Consider the following 15,949-nt stretch of genomic DNA (forward strand, 5'->3'; position numbering starts at 1 on the left):
TGTTAGCTTAGGCGAAGCACTGAACCGAAGCCCCGGTAAACGGCGGCCGTAACTATAACGGTCCTAAGGTAGCGAAATTCCTTGTCGGGTAAGTTCCGACCTGCACGAATGGCGTAACGATTTCCCCACTGTCTCAACCAGGGACTCAGCGAAACTGTAGTACCGGTGAAGATGCCGGTTACCCGCAACAAGACAGAAAGACCCCGTGAACCTTTACTACAGCTTGGCATTGGTTTTTGAGGTAACATGTGTAGGATAGGTGGGAGACTTTGAAGTCGGCACGCCAGTGTCGATGGAGTCACCCTTGAAATACCACCCTTGTTATCTTAGGAATCTAACTGCGGTCCGTAATCCGGATCCAGGACATTGTCTGGTGGGTAGTTTGACTGGGGCGGTCGCCTCCTAAAGAGTAACGGAGGCGCGCGATGGTTCCCTCCGGCTGATTGGAAACCAGCCTAAGAGTGTAAAGGCATAAGGGAGCTTGACTGCGAGAGAGACATCTCGAGCAGGTACGAAAGTAGGTCTTAGTGATCCGGCGATTCCGCATGGAAGGGTCGTCGCTCAACGGATAAAAGGTACTCCGGGGATAACAGGCTTATCTCCCCCAAGAGTCCATATCGACGGGGAGGTTTGGCACCTCGATGTCGGCTCATCACATCCTGGGGCTGAAGCAGGTCCCAAGGGTTTGGCTGTTCGCCAATTAAAGTGGTACGCGAGCTGGGTTTAAAACGTCGTGAGACAGTTTGGTCCTTATCTGTTGCGGGCGCAGGAAATTTGAAGAGATCTTCCCCTAGTACGAGAGGACCGGGGTGGACGAACCTATGGTGTTCCAGTTGTTCCGCCAGGGGCATTGCTGGGTAGCTAAGTTCGGCAGGGATAACCGCTGAAAGCATCTAAGCGGGAAGCCCACTCTAAGATGAGATTTCCCATGACATTAGTCATCTGAAGGCTCGTTGTAGACTACAACGTTGATAGGTCGGGTGTGGAAGTGTGGCAACACATGGAGCTAACCGATACTAATAAGCCGTGCGGCTTATCCACATTTTTTTGATTAAAACTAACTACTACTACCCTACTATTCGATTATCTTTGTTTTACCAAGGGAAGGATGTCATAAACCACTCCCCTTCCCCATATACCGAAAAGTAGCACGATTTCTCTTTTCGGCGGTCATAGCGAAGAGGTTCCACCCGTTCCCATTCCGAACACGGAAGTTAAGCTCTTCTGCGCCGATGGTACTGCATGGGAAACTATGTGGGAGAGTAGGTCGCCGCCGATTTATATATACAAAACCCCGATCAGTTTAGACTGATCGGGGTTTTTGCGTTTGGACTTGCTACTCTATCAATCAAGAATTTTTTAGAACTTAGTAAGCGACTTTCTTCCATAATGCTTGATACTGCTGTTTATTATTGCAACATGACCGACCGACCTCTCTTCGACCGAACCGCACGATATGCTCAACGATGATTCAGGAAGCACCTAAAGCTAGAGGGAAAGGCTGAACTGCTTTCCTTCGTCATAGCAATGTTAAGTACAAGGCTCTGTTGCTCAAATTACCTTGTCTTTGGTCACATAAGGTCAGCGACTTATCATTGAACTTAATATTGCCACTACAAAGATATTCAGTGTTGGCTTATACTCCAACGAAAGGTGTTTCCTGTGCATCGCCGATTCGATAATCAAGATTCGCGATCCATTTCCTGCCGTCCTCTTTCTGAAGAGCAACTGTAAGAAGGTCAAATAGGGGTTTTAGTAGGATCTTCCGAACTTCGATGTGGCGATATTACGAGAACATCTTCGGCAGTCCCCAAGAAGTTTTTGTTGGGCGATTTTCCTGAAAAGTCCCTAATAGCTTTCAGCCTCTGTTTGGTATATCGAGACCCATCGTCTGACTGAACCACGACCATGGAGATCTCCTACAAAAAATTCCGGCAAGGTGCCGGGTGACTCGCTTAATGATGCTCCGTAATGGGTTCGGCCCCACGACCTGTTGTACCCAGCAAATCTCAGGAGTGACGAAAATATCTGAAAATGATTTGCCTTATCGTAGCTGGTCTCCTGAACAACCTTTAACTCTTCTAAAATTTCCTCGTCATTGGAAAAAATTATCATAGGCACAATGCCTTCAAATCGATTCCCCCCCGGCCTACAGTGAGTGGCAAGTGTTCCATCGTCGACGATATTTTGCCCATGATCACTTGTGTATATAATGACGAAACTCTTAAAGGACCCGCTTTCAGAAAACAAGTTTTTGAACCAGTCATCAACACTCCAACGTATTCCATTCATATAAGAATTAAGAGCTTTTTCCCTGTCATTCATCGGTTCGCCCTGCTTAAGCGCCGGAGTGAACAAATTATGCTCTTCGGGATAGCTCCTGAAATAGGGAAAATGAATTCCGTATTTATTAAACATGATAAAGGTTTTATCGGGCTGCTTGAGAAGATCAATTAATTTGTCACGAGCAACTTCATCACTTTCATAAACAGTTTTCTGTCGAACTCTAATGATCTCATCTACGAAAGAAACTTCATGTTCATTCATGAAATTTTGGTAGTTTTACCACTCCTCATCACTCTGGGCATCCAGATAAACATTGTAAAATCCAGCCTTCCTGGTGAATTGCCAAATCGAAGGTTTCTTTAAAGTCATTTGGTTGTAGTCTGGAATCTCCTCTTTTCTTAACCCTGTCCTAAGGATCAGGTTGGAATAATCACTGCAGTTTGAAGCTGAAGCAGCTAACCCAAAATTCACGATTCCACTTTCCAGAGAGCAGAGGTAGGGTGTGGTGTTTTTTTCGAATTTATTGATTCCCAGAATGTCCGCACGAATACTTTCATCGACAATCAGAATAATCTTCTCAAGCTGTGGATCTAAAGAACCTGAGTACGTAACATCAGATCTTTCACCATCGTAAATGGGGCTTAGAGCGGCAAATACCAGCATTGACGGAACCCTGAAAAACGAGGGATATCGATCAAAAAAACCATGACTATATTGCAGGCCAGAAGTGATAAGTACCACTGCGCTTGCTGGAAGAACATAGGCCTTGGGGGAGATATTGAATTTTACAAGTTCCGGTAACCGTTCGATGAAAATAATAAATGGAAAAAGAATTATTAAAAAAGGGAGTGCAGCCAAACCATAATTTTCGATCACTGCCCAAAACCACCATTGAAAATTTTCCACGATAATGACTGCTTGCTGGAAATCTAAAGGCGAGTTTGCGATCTTGAAAAAACCATAATTAAAAAGAAAGAAAAACAGAAAGAAAGGTAATGATATTTTTCGAAAAATACTGCGGTCGCTAAAGAACAGTAAAAATGCGCTCAGCAGACTCCAGAAGAACAAAATAAGTGATAGAGAGAGCTCGATCAGCTTGCCTTGATTCCATAGAAACCAAAACGGATAAAAAAAGTCGAAGAAAAAGCTAAATTCCATGAGCAGGAGAATAGTAATCGCCCCAAGAGCGATAGACTTTCTCAATGTCAAATTTACCATAGAAGTTTCTCATCAAACCGTAAGTAGAAAACCATCCTCAACGTATAAACGGCGTTGCGCTCCGAGGTAAATGCTTTGTAGCTGCCGTCTCAACCCCACAATCACTGTTTGGACTCAATTCTGATTATGAACGTCTCCCTATAACCTCCATCATTGGCGAACTGAAAAAAATTGTGTCTGGTTCTTTTGAACGTGCCTCCCACTCTGCGAGGAAATCGTCAAATACGCTCTGAGCAAGAAAACCTTCTTCCACAAGAGAAGGTAAATGATTTCGGAATAGGGCATCTGGCCAGAGCCATTCTTGTGTGGTAGCTCTAACTGCCTTAATGATCACATTAATCTCGACCTCTAGTCCAGCAGAGAAGAGTAATCCGGGAAGATTGTTTCCAATCTCCGGGTTACAGCCGCGTTCTCCTGTAACGGCTCGAATAAGAGCTCCAGCTATTTCTGGTAGATACTTGTTTTTGGGATGAATATGAATATGACGGTAGTTGCATAACTCGGTGAGGGCACAAACGCCTCCGGGCCGAAGCCACTTTGCTATACGATCGATCAGCGGCTTTACTGTTGCCTCGGGAAGATACATAAGCACCCATCGACCGTAAACTCCATCAACGCTTTCTTCTTGAAGATCAAATGATTCCAGACGAGCAGCCATTGTCTCAATATTTAAAAGACCTGCGGCCTCCGCTTGCGCCCTCAATAGGGGAAGTGAACGTTCTCCATCTCGATCTACGGCAATAACTTTCCCCCCCGGTCCGACAATTTCTGCCAGATCAAGGGTTGTATATCCAGGCCCGCAACCAAGATCAACCAGGGTTGCACCTGTGTTGAATCCAGCTCGGGAAATGAACCGTTGATTTTCTTTGGCCCAGACCTGATGCTGATACTTTAGCCGTTCGATCTCCTCATGAGTATATCCAAAGCGATATTCGTCGGTTTCGTCGGTAGATGTGCATGTATCAAGTTCTGTTTTGTTATCCATCGTACTACCTTTTCGGAAGCTAACGACAGCAGTGAATCGTGGTTCTTAGGACGTCTCCTCGACTGGGTGATTATGTAGTTCCCTCTTCTCAAGAATCCGCTTCATGTTCTCCCCCTCTTCCTTCATATGCTTCCTTATGCTTAAAAGCCCTTGCTCAAGCCTGTTTCTCGCCAGCAGCTTGACCAAGCATCCCACGCGAAGCACGCATGACGCAGTGAACACGCATGATCCATCCCGGGCCTCGATCAGGAAAGTATTTCGGGGGAAATAGATTCGAAGGAGACGGGAGACGGGCACGAATTCGATCTTCCTGTTCGGCACGACCTCTTTGATCAGAAACTTGAACTTGTGCAGTTTTCCGTGGATGTACTCTTCGGCATATACGACAGAGCCCTGCTGGCAGAACTTACCCTTGATCAGACGAAACACTACATGGTCATCTGTATGCCAGGCTTGGTAGCTTGCATCATCGACTATCTGAAGGAAGAAGCCGAAGATCTTCTCAGGGGTCGTGTTGATCTCAATCGAGTTGGTGAGTGTAATTTTTTCCAGTAGCATCATTATTGGCTGTTACATAGGTAAGAGCATTTTATTATTCGTCCAGCCCTGCGTACATCTCCGTCATCCATTACCTTCCTGAATCTCGTTTCTGCAACGCTGACGGTAAGTGGACCAATACAAGGAGCACAAGCGACGCGGCATTGGGTCCACTATAACGCTTTGATAGGTGGCGCGTAATTCCCTCGGTTGGACTCAATCTCTGATCTGGGCCACCCGCCACCCAGGTCTCTCAGTACATCCCAGGAATCAATCGAAAGCGCATATGTCGTGCATAGTCTCGATAGCCCGGCAACTCTTCCTGTAGAGTCTGGTCTTCCAGCACCGTTCTAATCACCGCGATGATTAGCGCCACCGCCGCCGGAATAAGTGTCCACATCGAGTTTAACGCCAACACCATACCTGGGAGTGCCAATATACTTCCAGCATCGCCAGGATGTCGTACAACCCGATAGGGGCCACTGTCGCAAACCACATGCCCTCGATCCAGCTGAATACGGACCACGCTGGAGAAAAAGTGGTTCTCTATCAATGCCCACGCAGCGAAAGCGTATCCGAGCGAAATCAAGAGGAAGCCGAGCACGATGAGCCACAACGGAAATACGGGTGACCAGCCAAAGCGCTGATCCAGCCCGGCCACAATGACCAGTGGGAAACTCACACTCAGCGCCATCAACGGCGCAAGCACTTTGTCCCAGGCTTTTGCACTTTGGATCTTCTCTATATTTTGTCGTTCGACCAACAACCCTGGATGCCGCCGTTCCGCCCACATGCGCCCCCCTATACCGGTGGCGACAACCAGCAGGGAATAGCCCCACGCCTGCCACCAACCGAAATCCGCTCCGCACACCAAGAGAACCAGTGGTATGGAGAAATACACTAAAAATAAACGGATCCACTGGCGAAGGGATGCTTTTTGAGCTGCCTTTTCACTAACCGTTTTCCCTAACATGTCGTTTCCCATAATAAAACTGATTTGATCGTCAGCCTATAAATTTATCATGCCAATCCCGCGTTTAGCGCGGCAAGTTGACAACAGAAAATCAGGTGGGCGCGACACATAATAGCTCCATAACATTCATTACAAACGGGTTAAAAAGCCACTACTCCTGATTGAGACCTGACCGACCTGAAGGTGCATAGGTAAAGGGTTGGCGACCTGCATGAGCGGGATTGCCGGACAGGGTTGATAGCGTATCCATATTCACAAGACGGTAGTGTAGAAAGCGTTTCAAAAAGCGGTTTTTGAGCTCAGCGGCGACGTTCAACCGTCGTTGTAGAGCCCTGTTCGGCCTCCCTCTTGCGTATTCTTACAATCGTCTCTTGAACTCGTAGTGTTTTTGAGGAGATATGCGTTGTCGCTCCATCCTTGAATCGGAAATCACAATGAGGACACCCGTCGGCGAGCGTCTGCGTACGCCTAAGGCCCCACCCCATGGCCTCACCCAACGCAATATCAGACATACAGACATATGGAGCAAACTCTTCTCCTCCATGTCTCTTGACAAACTCGTAATTCCCGCACTGAAGGTAATTGACGCCAAAGTCGAAGTCATCTCCCTCGCCGATTAGATATTCTATCTCAAAGTCACCAAAACGAGTCTTCTGCTTTTTGCGAAATCGTTTTGCCATAATCCTCCTCACAACGCGAGAGAACATGAACTGTCGCATTATCCGCCGTTTCCATTGAGGGATCTCCGACAGTCTCAAGCGAAGGGCCTTGTGGCATAGTTCCCATGCCTCACCAGGTGACTTACCATGTTCGGCCATTGCCCTGTAGACTGCGAGTTCCTGAGCGGAAATGAGTAAAAACGTGTTGAGCATCCTTGCACGTGGTCCCCTTATGTAGGGGATCTCCGGAATGAGATCATCATATTGCTGACGGACCTCTTTTTGCAACGTATTGGTGAACTCCTCGCCGTAGCGTGCGACCACGGAGGCCCGCATTCGCTCAGAGGTGGTGCCAAATTTCCTTAGCAGTTTCTTTTTGTATGGGATGTAGTAGCCTATGATTTGACTTGACATCGGGTCCACCTTTTTATAGCAGGATCAACAACCAGAATCCCAATATTATTGCCTCAAACATCACAAAGAGAAAAGCCGAACTGCCTTATTTTGAGGCAACCCGACTATTTATAAAAGACCCGTAGCTTTCCGTCCCTGCCTTCTGGCAGGTTTGGCTTTTTCTTTTTTGAAGATCATCTTCTGGTTAAAGTGTATGCTAGGAAGAAGTGTCGTGTCAATGCACTATGTAGCACATGTGGAATTTCTAGAAAGAAGCCCATTGGCAAGATTAAGAATTTAAGGAAAATTGCAAGTTGTCATTATTCCTGTGGCTATTCCCCCTCCTCCTGTCATAAGCCCTGCATCTGGAGTATCATTAAATGTGGCAATTTCTACCTAAAATCCAATCTATCAGGAAATGCACTATGAAAGTTTCACAAGCAGTCGAATTCCATCTGCAGTATCACCGAGCTAACTCCAAAAAAAAATACCATTAAGACCTGCGAGTTTGTTCTTTCCTGTTTTACTGCACAGTTTGATAAACGTGATCTCGCTAGTATCTCACAAGAAGAGGTGATGGCGTTTCTTCTATCCCTGACCAAAAACAACAAACAGGCGACAAAGAGAAACCGCTATTCTGTTCTTTCTTCTTTCTACAATTTCAGTATCAACAACGCATTACCCGCCCTGATGACCCCCCTGCAATACTGCAGTTATTAAAAAGATTTTCAAACGCCCGCAAACCATTCAGTGGCAAATAGTAGATAAAGAAACAATCGATGAGATTATCTTTCGGACCATGAACATCCGTAACAGGGTTATGCTTGAGCTAATGGCCAGAGGAGGAATGAGAATAGGAGAAGTTCTAAACCTCAAACCAGCTGATATCCAAATAAGAACTCTGGCAGTCCAGAACCCCAAAAGCGGTCGAGTTGGGGAGAAAGTTTATGTTCCACGGAAATTATTGCTAAGGTTAAACGACTACGTGAGAGCCAATAATTTCAATGGGGGTGAAAGAATTTTTCAGATTTCTTATGTCGCAGCATGGTCGATGGTCAAGAAAGCAGGCAAGCTCGTTGATATTGAATTACGGCCTCATGATCTCAGGCGATATGCTGCAACGTATGCTTCCAGATCTGGTACTCCTATTGAGATTGTCAGTAAAGTGATTTTGCGACATGCTGATTTGTCGACAACACAGAGGTATCTGGGCAAGGTGAATGATTCTGAAGCAATCAGGTGGATCGAGACACTTTATGGTTAATCCTGAGAAAATTGATGGGGGGAGCGGTAGCAGGACCAATCTCCCCATCTATAATCATTCATACTGCCAGGTTGAGGGCAACAGGAAGCATCTTAAGCTGAAGGGGTAAATAGAACTGCTTGCCTTCGTCCTGGCAATGATAAATTCATGATCAGTTTCTGGAAATTACTGATCAGAAAAAGACCTACAAGACGATCCGGTTCAGCTATTGACACAGGTTAGACATATCTTTGAACTACAATACACGACACAACAGTGCTACCTTTCATCCATTTCCCCTAAAATGGAGCAGCTATTTAACTGAAAGGCAGGGAAGATTATACGCTGTTATCTTCATCATAAAATGATGGGGCAGAGATATAGGAAGTTGGCCCTTGTCACACCTGCCCGATCACCAGGTAATTAATCGATACGATATCCTCACCTCTATCAAAAAAGGCTGGAACTTTATTCATGCAGTTCTAGCCTTTTTCTAAGTTTACGATTGAATAAAGACGTTATTTAAAACAAATACTACTGAGTTCGACTATAGATATCAATCTAGCATCTTAAACGGTTTGGAACAAATGTCGATTCTTGAAAATGAAGCCATTTTATCCCAGTCATGCACCCATGAAATTTTGTAGCTACGAAGTTGTCCATTTGTAATGCTTCTCTTGGAATTGGAGAATCCCCCTCGTTGAGTTAGTTGGTTGTTTCTTCTCTTTCAACGCTTTTCAACTGCCCTCTACCGCCGCAGGGAACCCCGTCAAGGCCCGATTCCGATAAAGGGCCCCAACTGAATGCCCGGCAGAGGATATTGGGACTTGGTGGGGTGGATTATTTCCCCGGATGCCCCCTGAACGTTTTTTCTTTCTCGCTTGCCGAGCCAATTCAAGCTTCTCATCTCGTTCCCGGAAGATTTCCTGGGATCGTCCATTTAGTTTATCGATCGGAGCAATATATCCAATGGCACTGTTGAGGCGAACATTGTTGTAATGATGTATATAATCACCGACCACTCTTCTCGCATCTTCAAGGCTCAGCAGTACTCCCGGCCTGATGCATTCCCTTTTCAAGGTGCCGTGCCATCTCTCTATTTTGCCATTACTCTGCGGATAATAGGGAGATGTTCTAACATGGGTCATCCCAACAAACCTGATATACTCCTTAAAGTCTTTTGAGACAAACTGTGGACCGTTATCCGATATGATCCTTGGTTTCTCTTTAGGGAATTGTTCCCTGGCTCTTTGTAACACAATCTCAATGTCCTGCTCGGTCATCGATTCCCGTAACTCCCAGTGGACGATATATCGGCTGCACCCATCTAGAATGGTGCACAGGTAGTAAAAAGTCCCACAGATATTGATGTAGGACATGTCAATATGCCAGTGCTCATGTATCCCAAGGGGTTGAGTGAAACCATTACCCTTCTTCGACTTGCCCTTACTCCACCTCTGCAGTAGACCTGCACCGCTCAATACCCGGTAGGTAGAACTCGGGCTGACGGCGACAATATTGTTATCCAGCATCATGAAGGTGAGCCGTCTATAACCTTCAGCCGGGAACTTGTGATGATAATCGATTATTGCCTGCCTTTCCCAGGCTTCGAGCCAGAAGTCTCGTGGTATAAGGCCATTGTGCTCGTTGGCCTTGCCGTACCTGTCCTTCCAGTTGTAATATTTGCTTGATTGAATTTGCAGCCAACCGATATATTTCACTGCGGGGAGACCTGTTACCTCTGACCAGTACCTCACGAAATCTATTATACTGTCCCGAGTATCGTGAGGCACCCAGGCTCCTTTCAGATCTCCCCAAGATCTTTTTTTAGCTTGACGTGCTCCTCCATCAATTCAGAGAGCACTTCGTTCTTACGCTGAAGTTTTTGCTCCAGAGCTTGAATTTTGGCCTCATCCTGCTTTTTCTCGGTTGTCTTATTCCGATCAAAAGCGGCGGCACCGTGTTCAAAAAACTCTTTCTGCCACCTATAAAAGACGGTCGGGTGAAGATTGTATTCGTCACACAGATCTGAAACAGGGACATGATCAACAAGGTGCCGTTTCAAGATGGTTACTTTTTCTTCCCCTGAACGATTTTTTCTTTTCCTCTTCATTGAGTTCTCCTTTGGTTGAGTATGTTAACTCAAACAATAGAAAACTCCAATTCCCGCTGAACCAATACACATTAACAAACTCGAAATCAATAACAGAATCTTTCTTCTCTGCTCGATGTGTTTTCCAGCTTGCTGAGTAGTGTAACGTCTTCACTTGTTCATTGATTCCTTCTTGAACTTCTTGAACGCTCATACCACACTTCAATTGAGGTGAGGCATCATATGTCCACTGATTTGGTCCCCAGCAACATCCACCTAGCATTGAAAATGCTAGAACGATAGTAACTGTGTAAGCTGTTTTCATGGATGCTAACATTCAATTCTCCCTATTTTGCAGAACCGGCTGGATCGTGTCCCCAGCCAGGTGACCACGCATTTGGCTTATCCAGACCACATGCCTTAGCTACTGTACTGGCAAAAGTGTTACTGTTTGGGCCAGTAAAGAAAGAGTACTCACTTGGGTTTGGATATGATGTGGCGGCGTTTTCGACACATTGACTTACCGTGCCATTATTATTGGGATTTTCATATGACCATGACCCGCAAACCCCTCCTGCATCAAAAGGATTGTTTTCATGAACTATCCCACTAGTGCTAGCTGGCCCACCATGATCATCACCAATAAGTCCAAACGTCCGCTTAACTCCGTTTTGCTGGTCTTCAGTATAACAATGAGTTGGCCCAACAACCCCCACAAAAGGAACTGGTCTGCAACAAACTTTTGCGCGAGATTCGTCTGAAATCGCAGGAGAATAGTCCTGACCTGGGAACTCTCCCATATACCCAGATATATTGTGAAACCCTTCACTATCATCACTTGCAGAGTTGGCTGAATCACCATAATTACCGGTATCAGAATCATCGGAATGACTGTTGCCATCTGACTCAAGCCCTAAAATATCTTTAGAGTTAACAGGGTTGCTTTCTACATATTGATACAGATTAATACCACCCAAAAAACCTATTGGATCTGCGGTCGTCCAAACACCCACTTCAGCATCATATTTCCTAAAATGGAAGTGATACAGATTACTCTCTGGATCGATCCGTTGCCCAGTAAAGGCATAAGGGTTATCACTCAGACCACCAGCCAATACCTCACCAAAAGCATCATACTGATAGCGAGTCTTCAGTTTGCCCTGATGGTTTGTGAGCGCAGCAACACTACCAAGCCCATCATAAGCATAGAACAGCTGCCGACCTTCAGGGCGGTTTTGGTAGCTGCTGTTATTACCCTGGGGGACGTTATATTTCTGCTGCGTGACAATGCGACCGTTTGCACGATAATAGGCCGTTAGTTACTTTGCAACCAGTGGAGGGGGTTATCTAGTGAATGGTATCAAAAGAGGCTGCCCTTCAGTGAAGAGCAGGTTCAAAAGTTAAGTATCTGCTTTTAATCATATCTGACAGACTCTATAGTTTTTATAACTTTAGAGTTTTTATCAAACCTTACGACTCTTACTAACCAAGCCCAGTCGCCCCATTCGCTTTTCCCATCATTAGAGAAATACCAATCCTCAGCACCTTCATCTTCTAGGACATTCTTGGTAAAAGGCTCACCGAGTAGTTCTATTATGTATTCCTCTGACATACCAGGTTCAATAGAAGAGAATTTACTTTCATCATAACCAGGAGAAAACTGTGTATCAATTGTGGGATTCCACCAACAGTATGTTTCAAAGCCCAAAAGAGCGTACCCAATCAAGGCAATGGTTACGATAGCAAACAATATGCTGTAGTAATGCTTACGCTTTATCATGGAATAGACCTACTTAAAATTCGAAAAGCAAAGGGTTGTCCTTATAGCACAACTTCACCAGTCGGCTCATCAGGTGTAGAGGTAGATTCATTTGCTTCATTGAGTCCTGAACAACTTTCGAACAAGTTGTCCCATCCATAATCGGGAGGAGTGTCTTTATGTCGCTCTTCTAAAAACTCTTCATCTTTCTTGCCGCCTGGACCCATCTCATTCAGAAAGTCCGGTCCGTATAAGTCTACTCCGCCATCATCTACTGTAATATCGCCTCGCCCGAATGGACCAAATGTTTTGGTAACCTCCCATTTTCCCTTTTCACCCTCTGCACAGATGCCATCAATAGCATCATCATACACTCCTCCATTTGGTTCTACTTTTGTAGATTCAGATGTCGTTTCAGGCTTTACGTATACAGGACTAGAGCTATTATTAGTAACCTTTAATCCCAGTAAATCTTTTTGGTTAACCGGGTTATTTTCTACATATTTATAGAGATTAATCCCACCATTTACTCCAATCGGATCAGTAGTTGTCCAAACCCCAACTCCAGCATCATATTTCCTGAAGTGGAAATGATACAGATTACTCTCCGGATCTAACCGCTGCCCGGTAAAAGCATACGGATTATCAGACAGATCTCCGGCCAGAACCTCACCAAAGGCATCGTACTGATACCTGGTCTTCAGTTTACCCTGATGGTTGCTGAGAGCTGCCACACTCCCAAGTCCATCATAGGCATAATACAGCTGCCTACCGTCAGGACGATTCTGGTACCGGTTGTTGTTACCCTGGGAGACATTATACTGCTGCTGCGTGACGATACGACCATTTGCACGATAATAGGCCGTTATCTTATTGTTCTTGTTTACGGTCACCACCTACATAACTTTGCGAAGGGATGGCGGGTGGACGGTTATGCAATATCGACAGAGAGGGGAATGGTCTATATGGCTACTCCCCTATTTTCGTCATTTTACGATGATATTGTGGAGCTGTCCCATGCCTTGAAAAACCCAATTTTTTTTGAGCGAAGCGAAAAATACACCCAAAGAATGTTGTATTAACTGTGTCATATTAGCATGTTGAGAGGATGGGAATGGATGGTTTTGCCAGAAACGTCAAAAACCTGCAACAATTACGATGGGAACGTGGGAAAAATGTCCAAAACACTGGAAATCTTGCTATGGCTAATTCGGCAAAAATTACGATAAGCGTTTGGTGCGTAACAACTATGGGGGCATTTACAAAAAAATAGAGTCAGTTCCCACACAGGGGAACTGACTCTAAAGTTAGTTACACCAAAAGGGTCAAACAATTATTTTCTATTGTTCTTTTTGATTTCCCGTAGAATAGAGTTAATAGAGGTTGGCTTGCCACTAATAATGAGCTCTTGCTCACCTCTTTTAGCAGTATGCCACTTTCCTTGATAAAAAACTGAAGTTTCACCCGTTTTGATATCATGTTTATAGTCTGCTTGACCATCCATGCCATAATCATCAACAATTTTGACAGGACTACCCGAAGAATCAAGCACAGTGTAACTTAGGTGATCCATGAGGCCATCGCCATCATAATCAACGACAAAGAGATAAGTATCCTTTTTATCTCTTTGTCTTAGCTCAATACCATTATCATTAGCCCCAAGGGCATTATGCCCTACTGCTACATTTCCAATGGTCGGATGAGATAAGGTTGCAATCAACGTTTCCCTGTTCAAATCCTCTTTCTTAAGAAGTGCACCTTTAAGAAAGGATTGATAATAGGATTCCAGGCGAAAACCGTTCGATTCATGGATATCAATATCTCTATATCTTGTTTTTACGCCCAAAGTGTTTGCAATTACTGTGTTCCCATCTATTTCAAAATTCATTGCCGTGCCATCTTCGGCAATTTTTGAAAATGACGTTACAGGATTACCATGTTCTTGGTTCTCCCCAGCTACTGCATACACCTGCTGTACGATGAAGATGATTCCACACAATGAAAGCAGGTAACTGATTATTTTCATAGGTATTCTCGAGAATTAGTTAAGTAAAGGTATTAGTTGAAAGCTTTATCCCAATTGAGATCTTCAAATTTAACATCAACTCCTCCACCCAAATTTTCCCAATTCTTATTTTCCCAATTTGTATTGGGAAGATATCCCGGCAGTCTATCATCGCAAGCAGGATTATCTTGGGCCCCTGGTTGTTGACATTGCCTCCATTGCTCATATCCTCGCTTCATAGCCTTGTATTGCTCTTTCTCGACTTCAAATGCAGCGTTGCCTAATCCAACGACAAGACCGGTGTTGCTTTTTGGCCCTTTTGCACCTCCAAAAAAGCCTTTTATAGCCTCGCCAACCGTTGAAACTGCATTACTGATTTGTTGTTTTATATCGCCAAGTTTATCTACAAGATTACCAAAAAAACCTTTGTCCTCTTCCTCCTCCGTGTCTTCCTCGCTTGTTGAGGGAGCATCGTCGTAATCTCCAGTATCATTAGATTCGTTGTCCTCTGACTCCTCACCACCAGTCAGACCGAGAAAATCAGCATGATTTATGGGATTGCTATTAACGTATTGGTACAAATTAACCCCGCCAATCACTCCAATCGGATCAGCTGTAGTCCATACACCCACCTCAGCATCATATTGTCTGAAATGGAAGTGATACAGATTGCTTTCCGGATCTAACCGCTGCCCGGTAAATGCATAAGGGTTGTCAGTCAGATCCCCGGTCAGCACCTCACCAAATGCATCATACTGATACCGGGTCTTCAGTTTACCCTGGTGATTGGAAAGAGCCGCAACACTCCCGAGTCCATCATAGGCATAAAACAGCTGCCGACCTTCAGGACGGTTCTGGTACCGGTTGTTATTACCCTGGGAGACATTATACTTTTGCTGAGTAACGATCCGGCCATTTGCACGATAATAGGCCGTTATGGTGGTTTTAGCGAGGAGGATCTTTGGGGTAAACGAAAATGCAAGAAGGGTTAAGATTATACGCTGTTAGTTTGTTACGTTGCGCACACTGCCATTGGTCACATCATAGTAGTTCGTTATAAATATGCAAGTTTATGCTTTTTGCCAAAACCATCAAAATCTACCCCAATTACGATGGGTAACCCGTAACAGTTAGTACGCAGTAAACTGTCGTTCAATTGTTAAGAGCCAATACATTAGAATTGCAGTATTGGCTCTCAAATTATGGTAATTATGATTTTATATCAGACACTTATATCTAATACTGAGAGCATTCTTCCTCGAGGTCTTTAAGAACTTTATCTGGATTAATTAGGATTCCTTTATCTTCAGGTGTCGGAAAAATCGCTAAAATGCACCCATCCTTAGCCATGCCGGGAATCCACTTATTGGCAAAATCTTCTAACTTGATGACTTTTGGCGAGTAGCCTCTCCAACTGCCATTTGCACAGACCTCTGCGAAATCTTTCTCTGGCCAAAAAGGAATTGCCTTTTCCCCTGAATCACTTGAAGCCATTGCCCAGCCATCTGCGTGAAGCCCCCAGATCTCCTCAAAATCACAAACTTTGCCGATAAAATAACTATAACGCTTGGCTGCAGGAAAACTAAGGATATTTTTTAGCTTTTTGTTATGCATTAGTATCCTTCATATTTGTGTTCTATCTTATGCAAATCAGCATCTTGAATATTTGAGTGTTCATAGCCATACCCATCTTTTGCCCTCTTACCTTTTGCATGGGCGAGCTCTTTTCCTGTTAGCGGCGGCGTCGAAGTACCAAGAAACGGCGGTTTGAAAGTGCAGCCGTTAAACACGACTTAACC

18 protein-coding genes, 2 rRNA genes and 1 riboswitch (1 of these 21 running past the window's edge) are annotated in these 15,949 nt (G+C 44.7%); of the genes, 5 read left to right on the forward strand and 15 right to left on the reverse strand.

Annotated elements, in window-relative coordinates; genetic code table 11:
* Together GA520_RS21690 and rrf are read left to right on the forward strand one after the other, a co-directional pair.
* A 23S ribosomal RNA gene (locus GA520_RS21690) occupies positions 1-1,041 on the forward strand (it extends 1,967 nt beyond the left edge of the window).
* A 121-nt stretch (positions 1,042-1,162) separates the two neighbouring features.
* Positions 1,163-1,279, forward strand: a 5S ribosomal RNA gene (gene rrf / locus GA520_RS21695).
* 569 nt (positions 1,280-1,848) lie between these two features.
* Here rrf and GA520_RS21700 read toward each other — a convergent pair.
* From GA520_RS21700 to GA520_RS21725, 6 genes are all read right to left on the reverse strand, one after another.
* The gene (locus GA520_RS21700; RefSeq protein ID WP_163341126.1) at positions 1,849-2,547 is read right to left on the reverse strand and encodes a sulfatase-like hydrolase/transferase; all 699 of its coding nucleotides are present in this window, start codon (positions 2,545-2,547) and stop codon (positions 1,849-1,851) included.
* Between the two features lie 15 nt (positions 2,548-2,562).
* Positions 2,563-3,504, reverse strand: coding sequence for a hypothetical protein (locus tag GA520_RS21705; RefSeq protein ID WP_304511258.1), 942 nt, complete (start codon positions 3,502-3,504; stop codon positions 2,563-2,565).
* 124 nt (positions 3,505-3,628) lie between these two features.
* On the reverse strand, positions 3,629-4,489 hold the full coding sequence (locus GA520_RS21710; RefSeq protein ID WP_163341123.1) for a methyltransferase domain-containing protein: 861 nt from the start codon (positions 4,487-4,489) through the stop codon (positions 3,629-3,631).
* Positions 4,490-4,534: 45 nt separating this feature from the next.
* Entirely contained in the window at positions 4,535-5,050 is a 516-nt protein-coding gene (locus tag GA520_RS21715) for a hypothetical protein (protein WP_163341121.1), read from the reverse strand.
* Between the two features lie 229 nt (positions 5,051-5,279).
* On the reverse strand, positions 5,280-6,011 hold the full coding sequence (locus GA520_RS21720; protein WP_304511259.1) for an isoprenylcysteine carboxylmethyltransferase family protein: 732 nt from the start codon (positions 6,009-6,011) through the stop codon (positions 5,280-5,282).
* Positions 6,012-6,298: 287 nt separating this feature from the next.
* Positions 6,299-7,072, reverse strand: a complete 774-nt coding sequence (locus GA520_RS21725; protein WP_163341116.1) for an L-2-amino-thiazoline-4-carboxylic acid hydrolase — start codon at positions 7,070-7,072, stop codon at positions 6,299-6,301.
* Between the two features lie 91 nt (positions 7,073-7,163).
* A riboswitch (cyclic di-GMP riboswitch) is annotated at positions 7,164-7,238 on the reverse strand.
* 305 nt (positions 7,239-7,543) lie between these two features.
* Here GA520_RS21725 and GA520_RS27300 point away from each other — a divergent pair.
* Complete coding sequence (locus tag GA520_RS27300) at positions 7,544-7,771, forward strand: hypothetical protein (protein WP_370362814.1); 228 nt, start codon at positions 7,544-7,546, stop codon at positions 7,769-7,771.
* Between the two features lie 100 nt (positions 7,772-7,871).
* On the forward strand, positions 7,872-8,315 hold the full coding sequence (locus GA520_RS21730; protein WP_163341113.1) for a site-specific integrase: 444 nt from the start codon (positions 7,872-7,874) through the stop codon (positions 8,313-8,315).
* A 716-nt stretch (positions 8,316-9,031) separates the two neighbouring features.
* Here the strand turns inward: GA520_RS21730 and GA520_RS21735 are convergent.
* From GA520_RS21735 to GA520_RS21765, 7 genes are all read right to left on the reverse strand, one after another.
* Positions 9,032-10,087, reverse strand: coding sequence for an IS3 family transposase (locus GA520_RS21735; protein WP_240910286.1), 1,056 nt, complete (start codon positions 10,085-10,087; stop codon positions 9,032-9,034).
* Positions 10,088-10,098: 11 nt separating this feature from the next.
* The gene (locus GA520_RS21740; RefSeq protein WP_163341234.1) at positions 10,099-10,407 is read right to left on the reverse strand and encodes a transposase; all 309 of its coding nucleotides are present in this window, start codon (positions 10,405-10,407) and stop codon (positions 10,099-10,101) included.
* A 326-nt stretch (positions 10,408-10,733) separates the two neighbouring features.
* On the reverse strand, positions 10,734-11,501 hold the full coding sequence (locus GA520_RS21745; protein ID WP_163341240.1) for a DUF3750 domain-containing protein: 768 nt from the start codon (positions 11,499-11,501) through the stop codon (positions 10,734-10,736).
* 299 nt (positions 11,502-11,800) lie between these two features.
* Entirely contained in the window at positions 11,801-12,166 is a 366-nt protein-coding gene (locus tag GA520_RS21750; RefSeq protein WP_163341216.1) for a hypothetical protein, read from the reverse strand.
* A gap of 41 nt (positions 12,167-12,207) precedes the next feature.
* Positions 12,208-13,038 carry an RHS repeat-associated core domain-containing protein gene (locus tag GA520_RS21755; protein WP_304511260.1) on the reverse strand — a complete coding sequence of 277 codons (831 nt, stop codon included), beginning with the start codon at positions 13,036-13,038 and terminating at the stop codon, positions 12,208-12,210.
* A gap of 440 nt (positions 13,039-13,478) precedes the next feature.
* The gene (locus tag GA520_RS21760; protein WP_163341225.1) at positions 13,479-14,171 is read right to left on the reverse strand and encodes a hypothetical protein; all 693 of its coding nucleotides are present in this window, start codon (positions 14,169-14,171) and stop codon (positions 13,479-13,481) included.
* 32 nt (positions 14,172-14,203) lie between these two features.
* Positions 14,204-14,887: an RHS repeat-associated core domain-containing protein gene (locus GA520_RS21765; protein WP_163341222.1), complete on the reverse strand. Its 684-nt coding sequence runs from the start codon at positions 14,885-14,887 to the stop codon at positions 14,204-14,206.
* Positions 14,888-14,932: 45 nt separating this feature from the next.
* Here GA520_RS21765 and GA520_RS21770 point away from each other — a divergent pair, with 45 nt between their 5' ends.
* Positions 14,933-15,142, forward strand: a complete 210-nt coding sequence (locus tag GA520_RS21770) for a hypothetical protein (RefSeq protein WP_304511261.1) — start codon at positions 14,933-14,935, stop codon at positions 15,140-15,142.
* Positions 15,143-15,386: 244 nt separating this feature from the next.
* On the opposite strand, the gene GA520_RS21775 is transcribed toward GA520_RS21770, so the two are convergent.
* Positions 15,387-15,764 (reverse strand): DUF2750 domain-containing protein, encoded by a 378-nt coding sequence (locus GA520_RS21775; RefSeq protein WP_163341256.1) that lies wholly within the window; start codon positions 15,762-15,764, stop codon positions 15,387-15,389.
* Positions 15,764-15,940 (reverse strand): polymorphic toxin type 8 domain-containing protein, encoded by a 177-nt coding sequence (locus tag GA520_RS27305; protein ID WP_205749439.1) that lies wholly within the window; start codon positions 15,938-15,940, stop codon positions 15,764-15,766. The genes GA520_RS21775 and GA520_RS27305 overlap by 1 nt, the downstream gene beginning before the upstream one ends.
* Positions 15,941-15,949: the final 9 nt, after the last annotated feature.

The sequence above is a fragment of the Desulfopila sp. IMCC35008 genome (assembly GCF_010646885.2).
Lineage (GTDB): Bacteria > Desulfobacterota > Desulfobulbia > Desulfobulbales > Desulfocapsaceae > Desulfopila.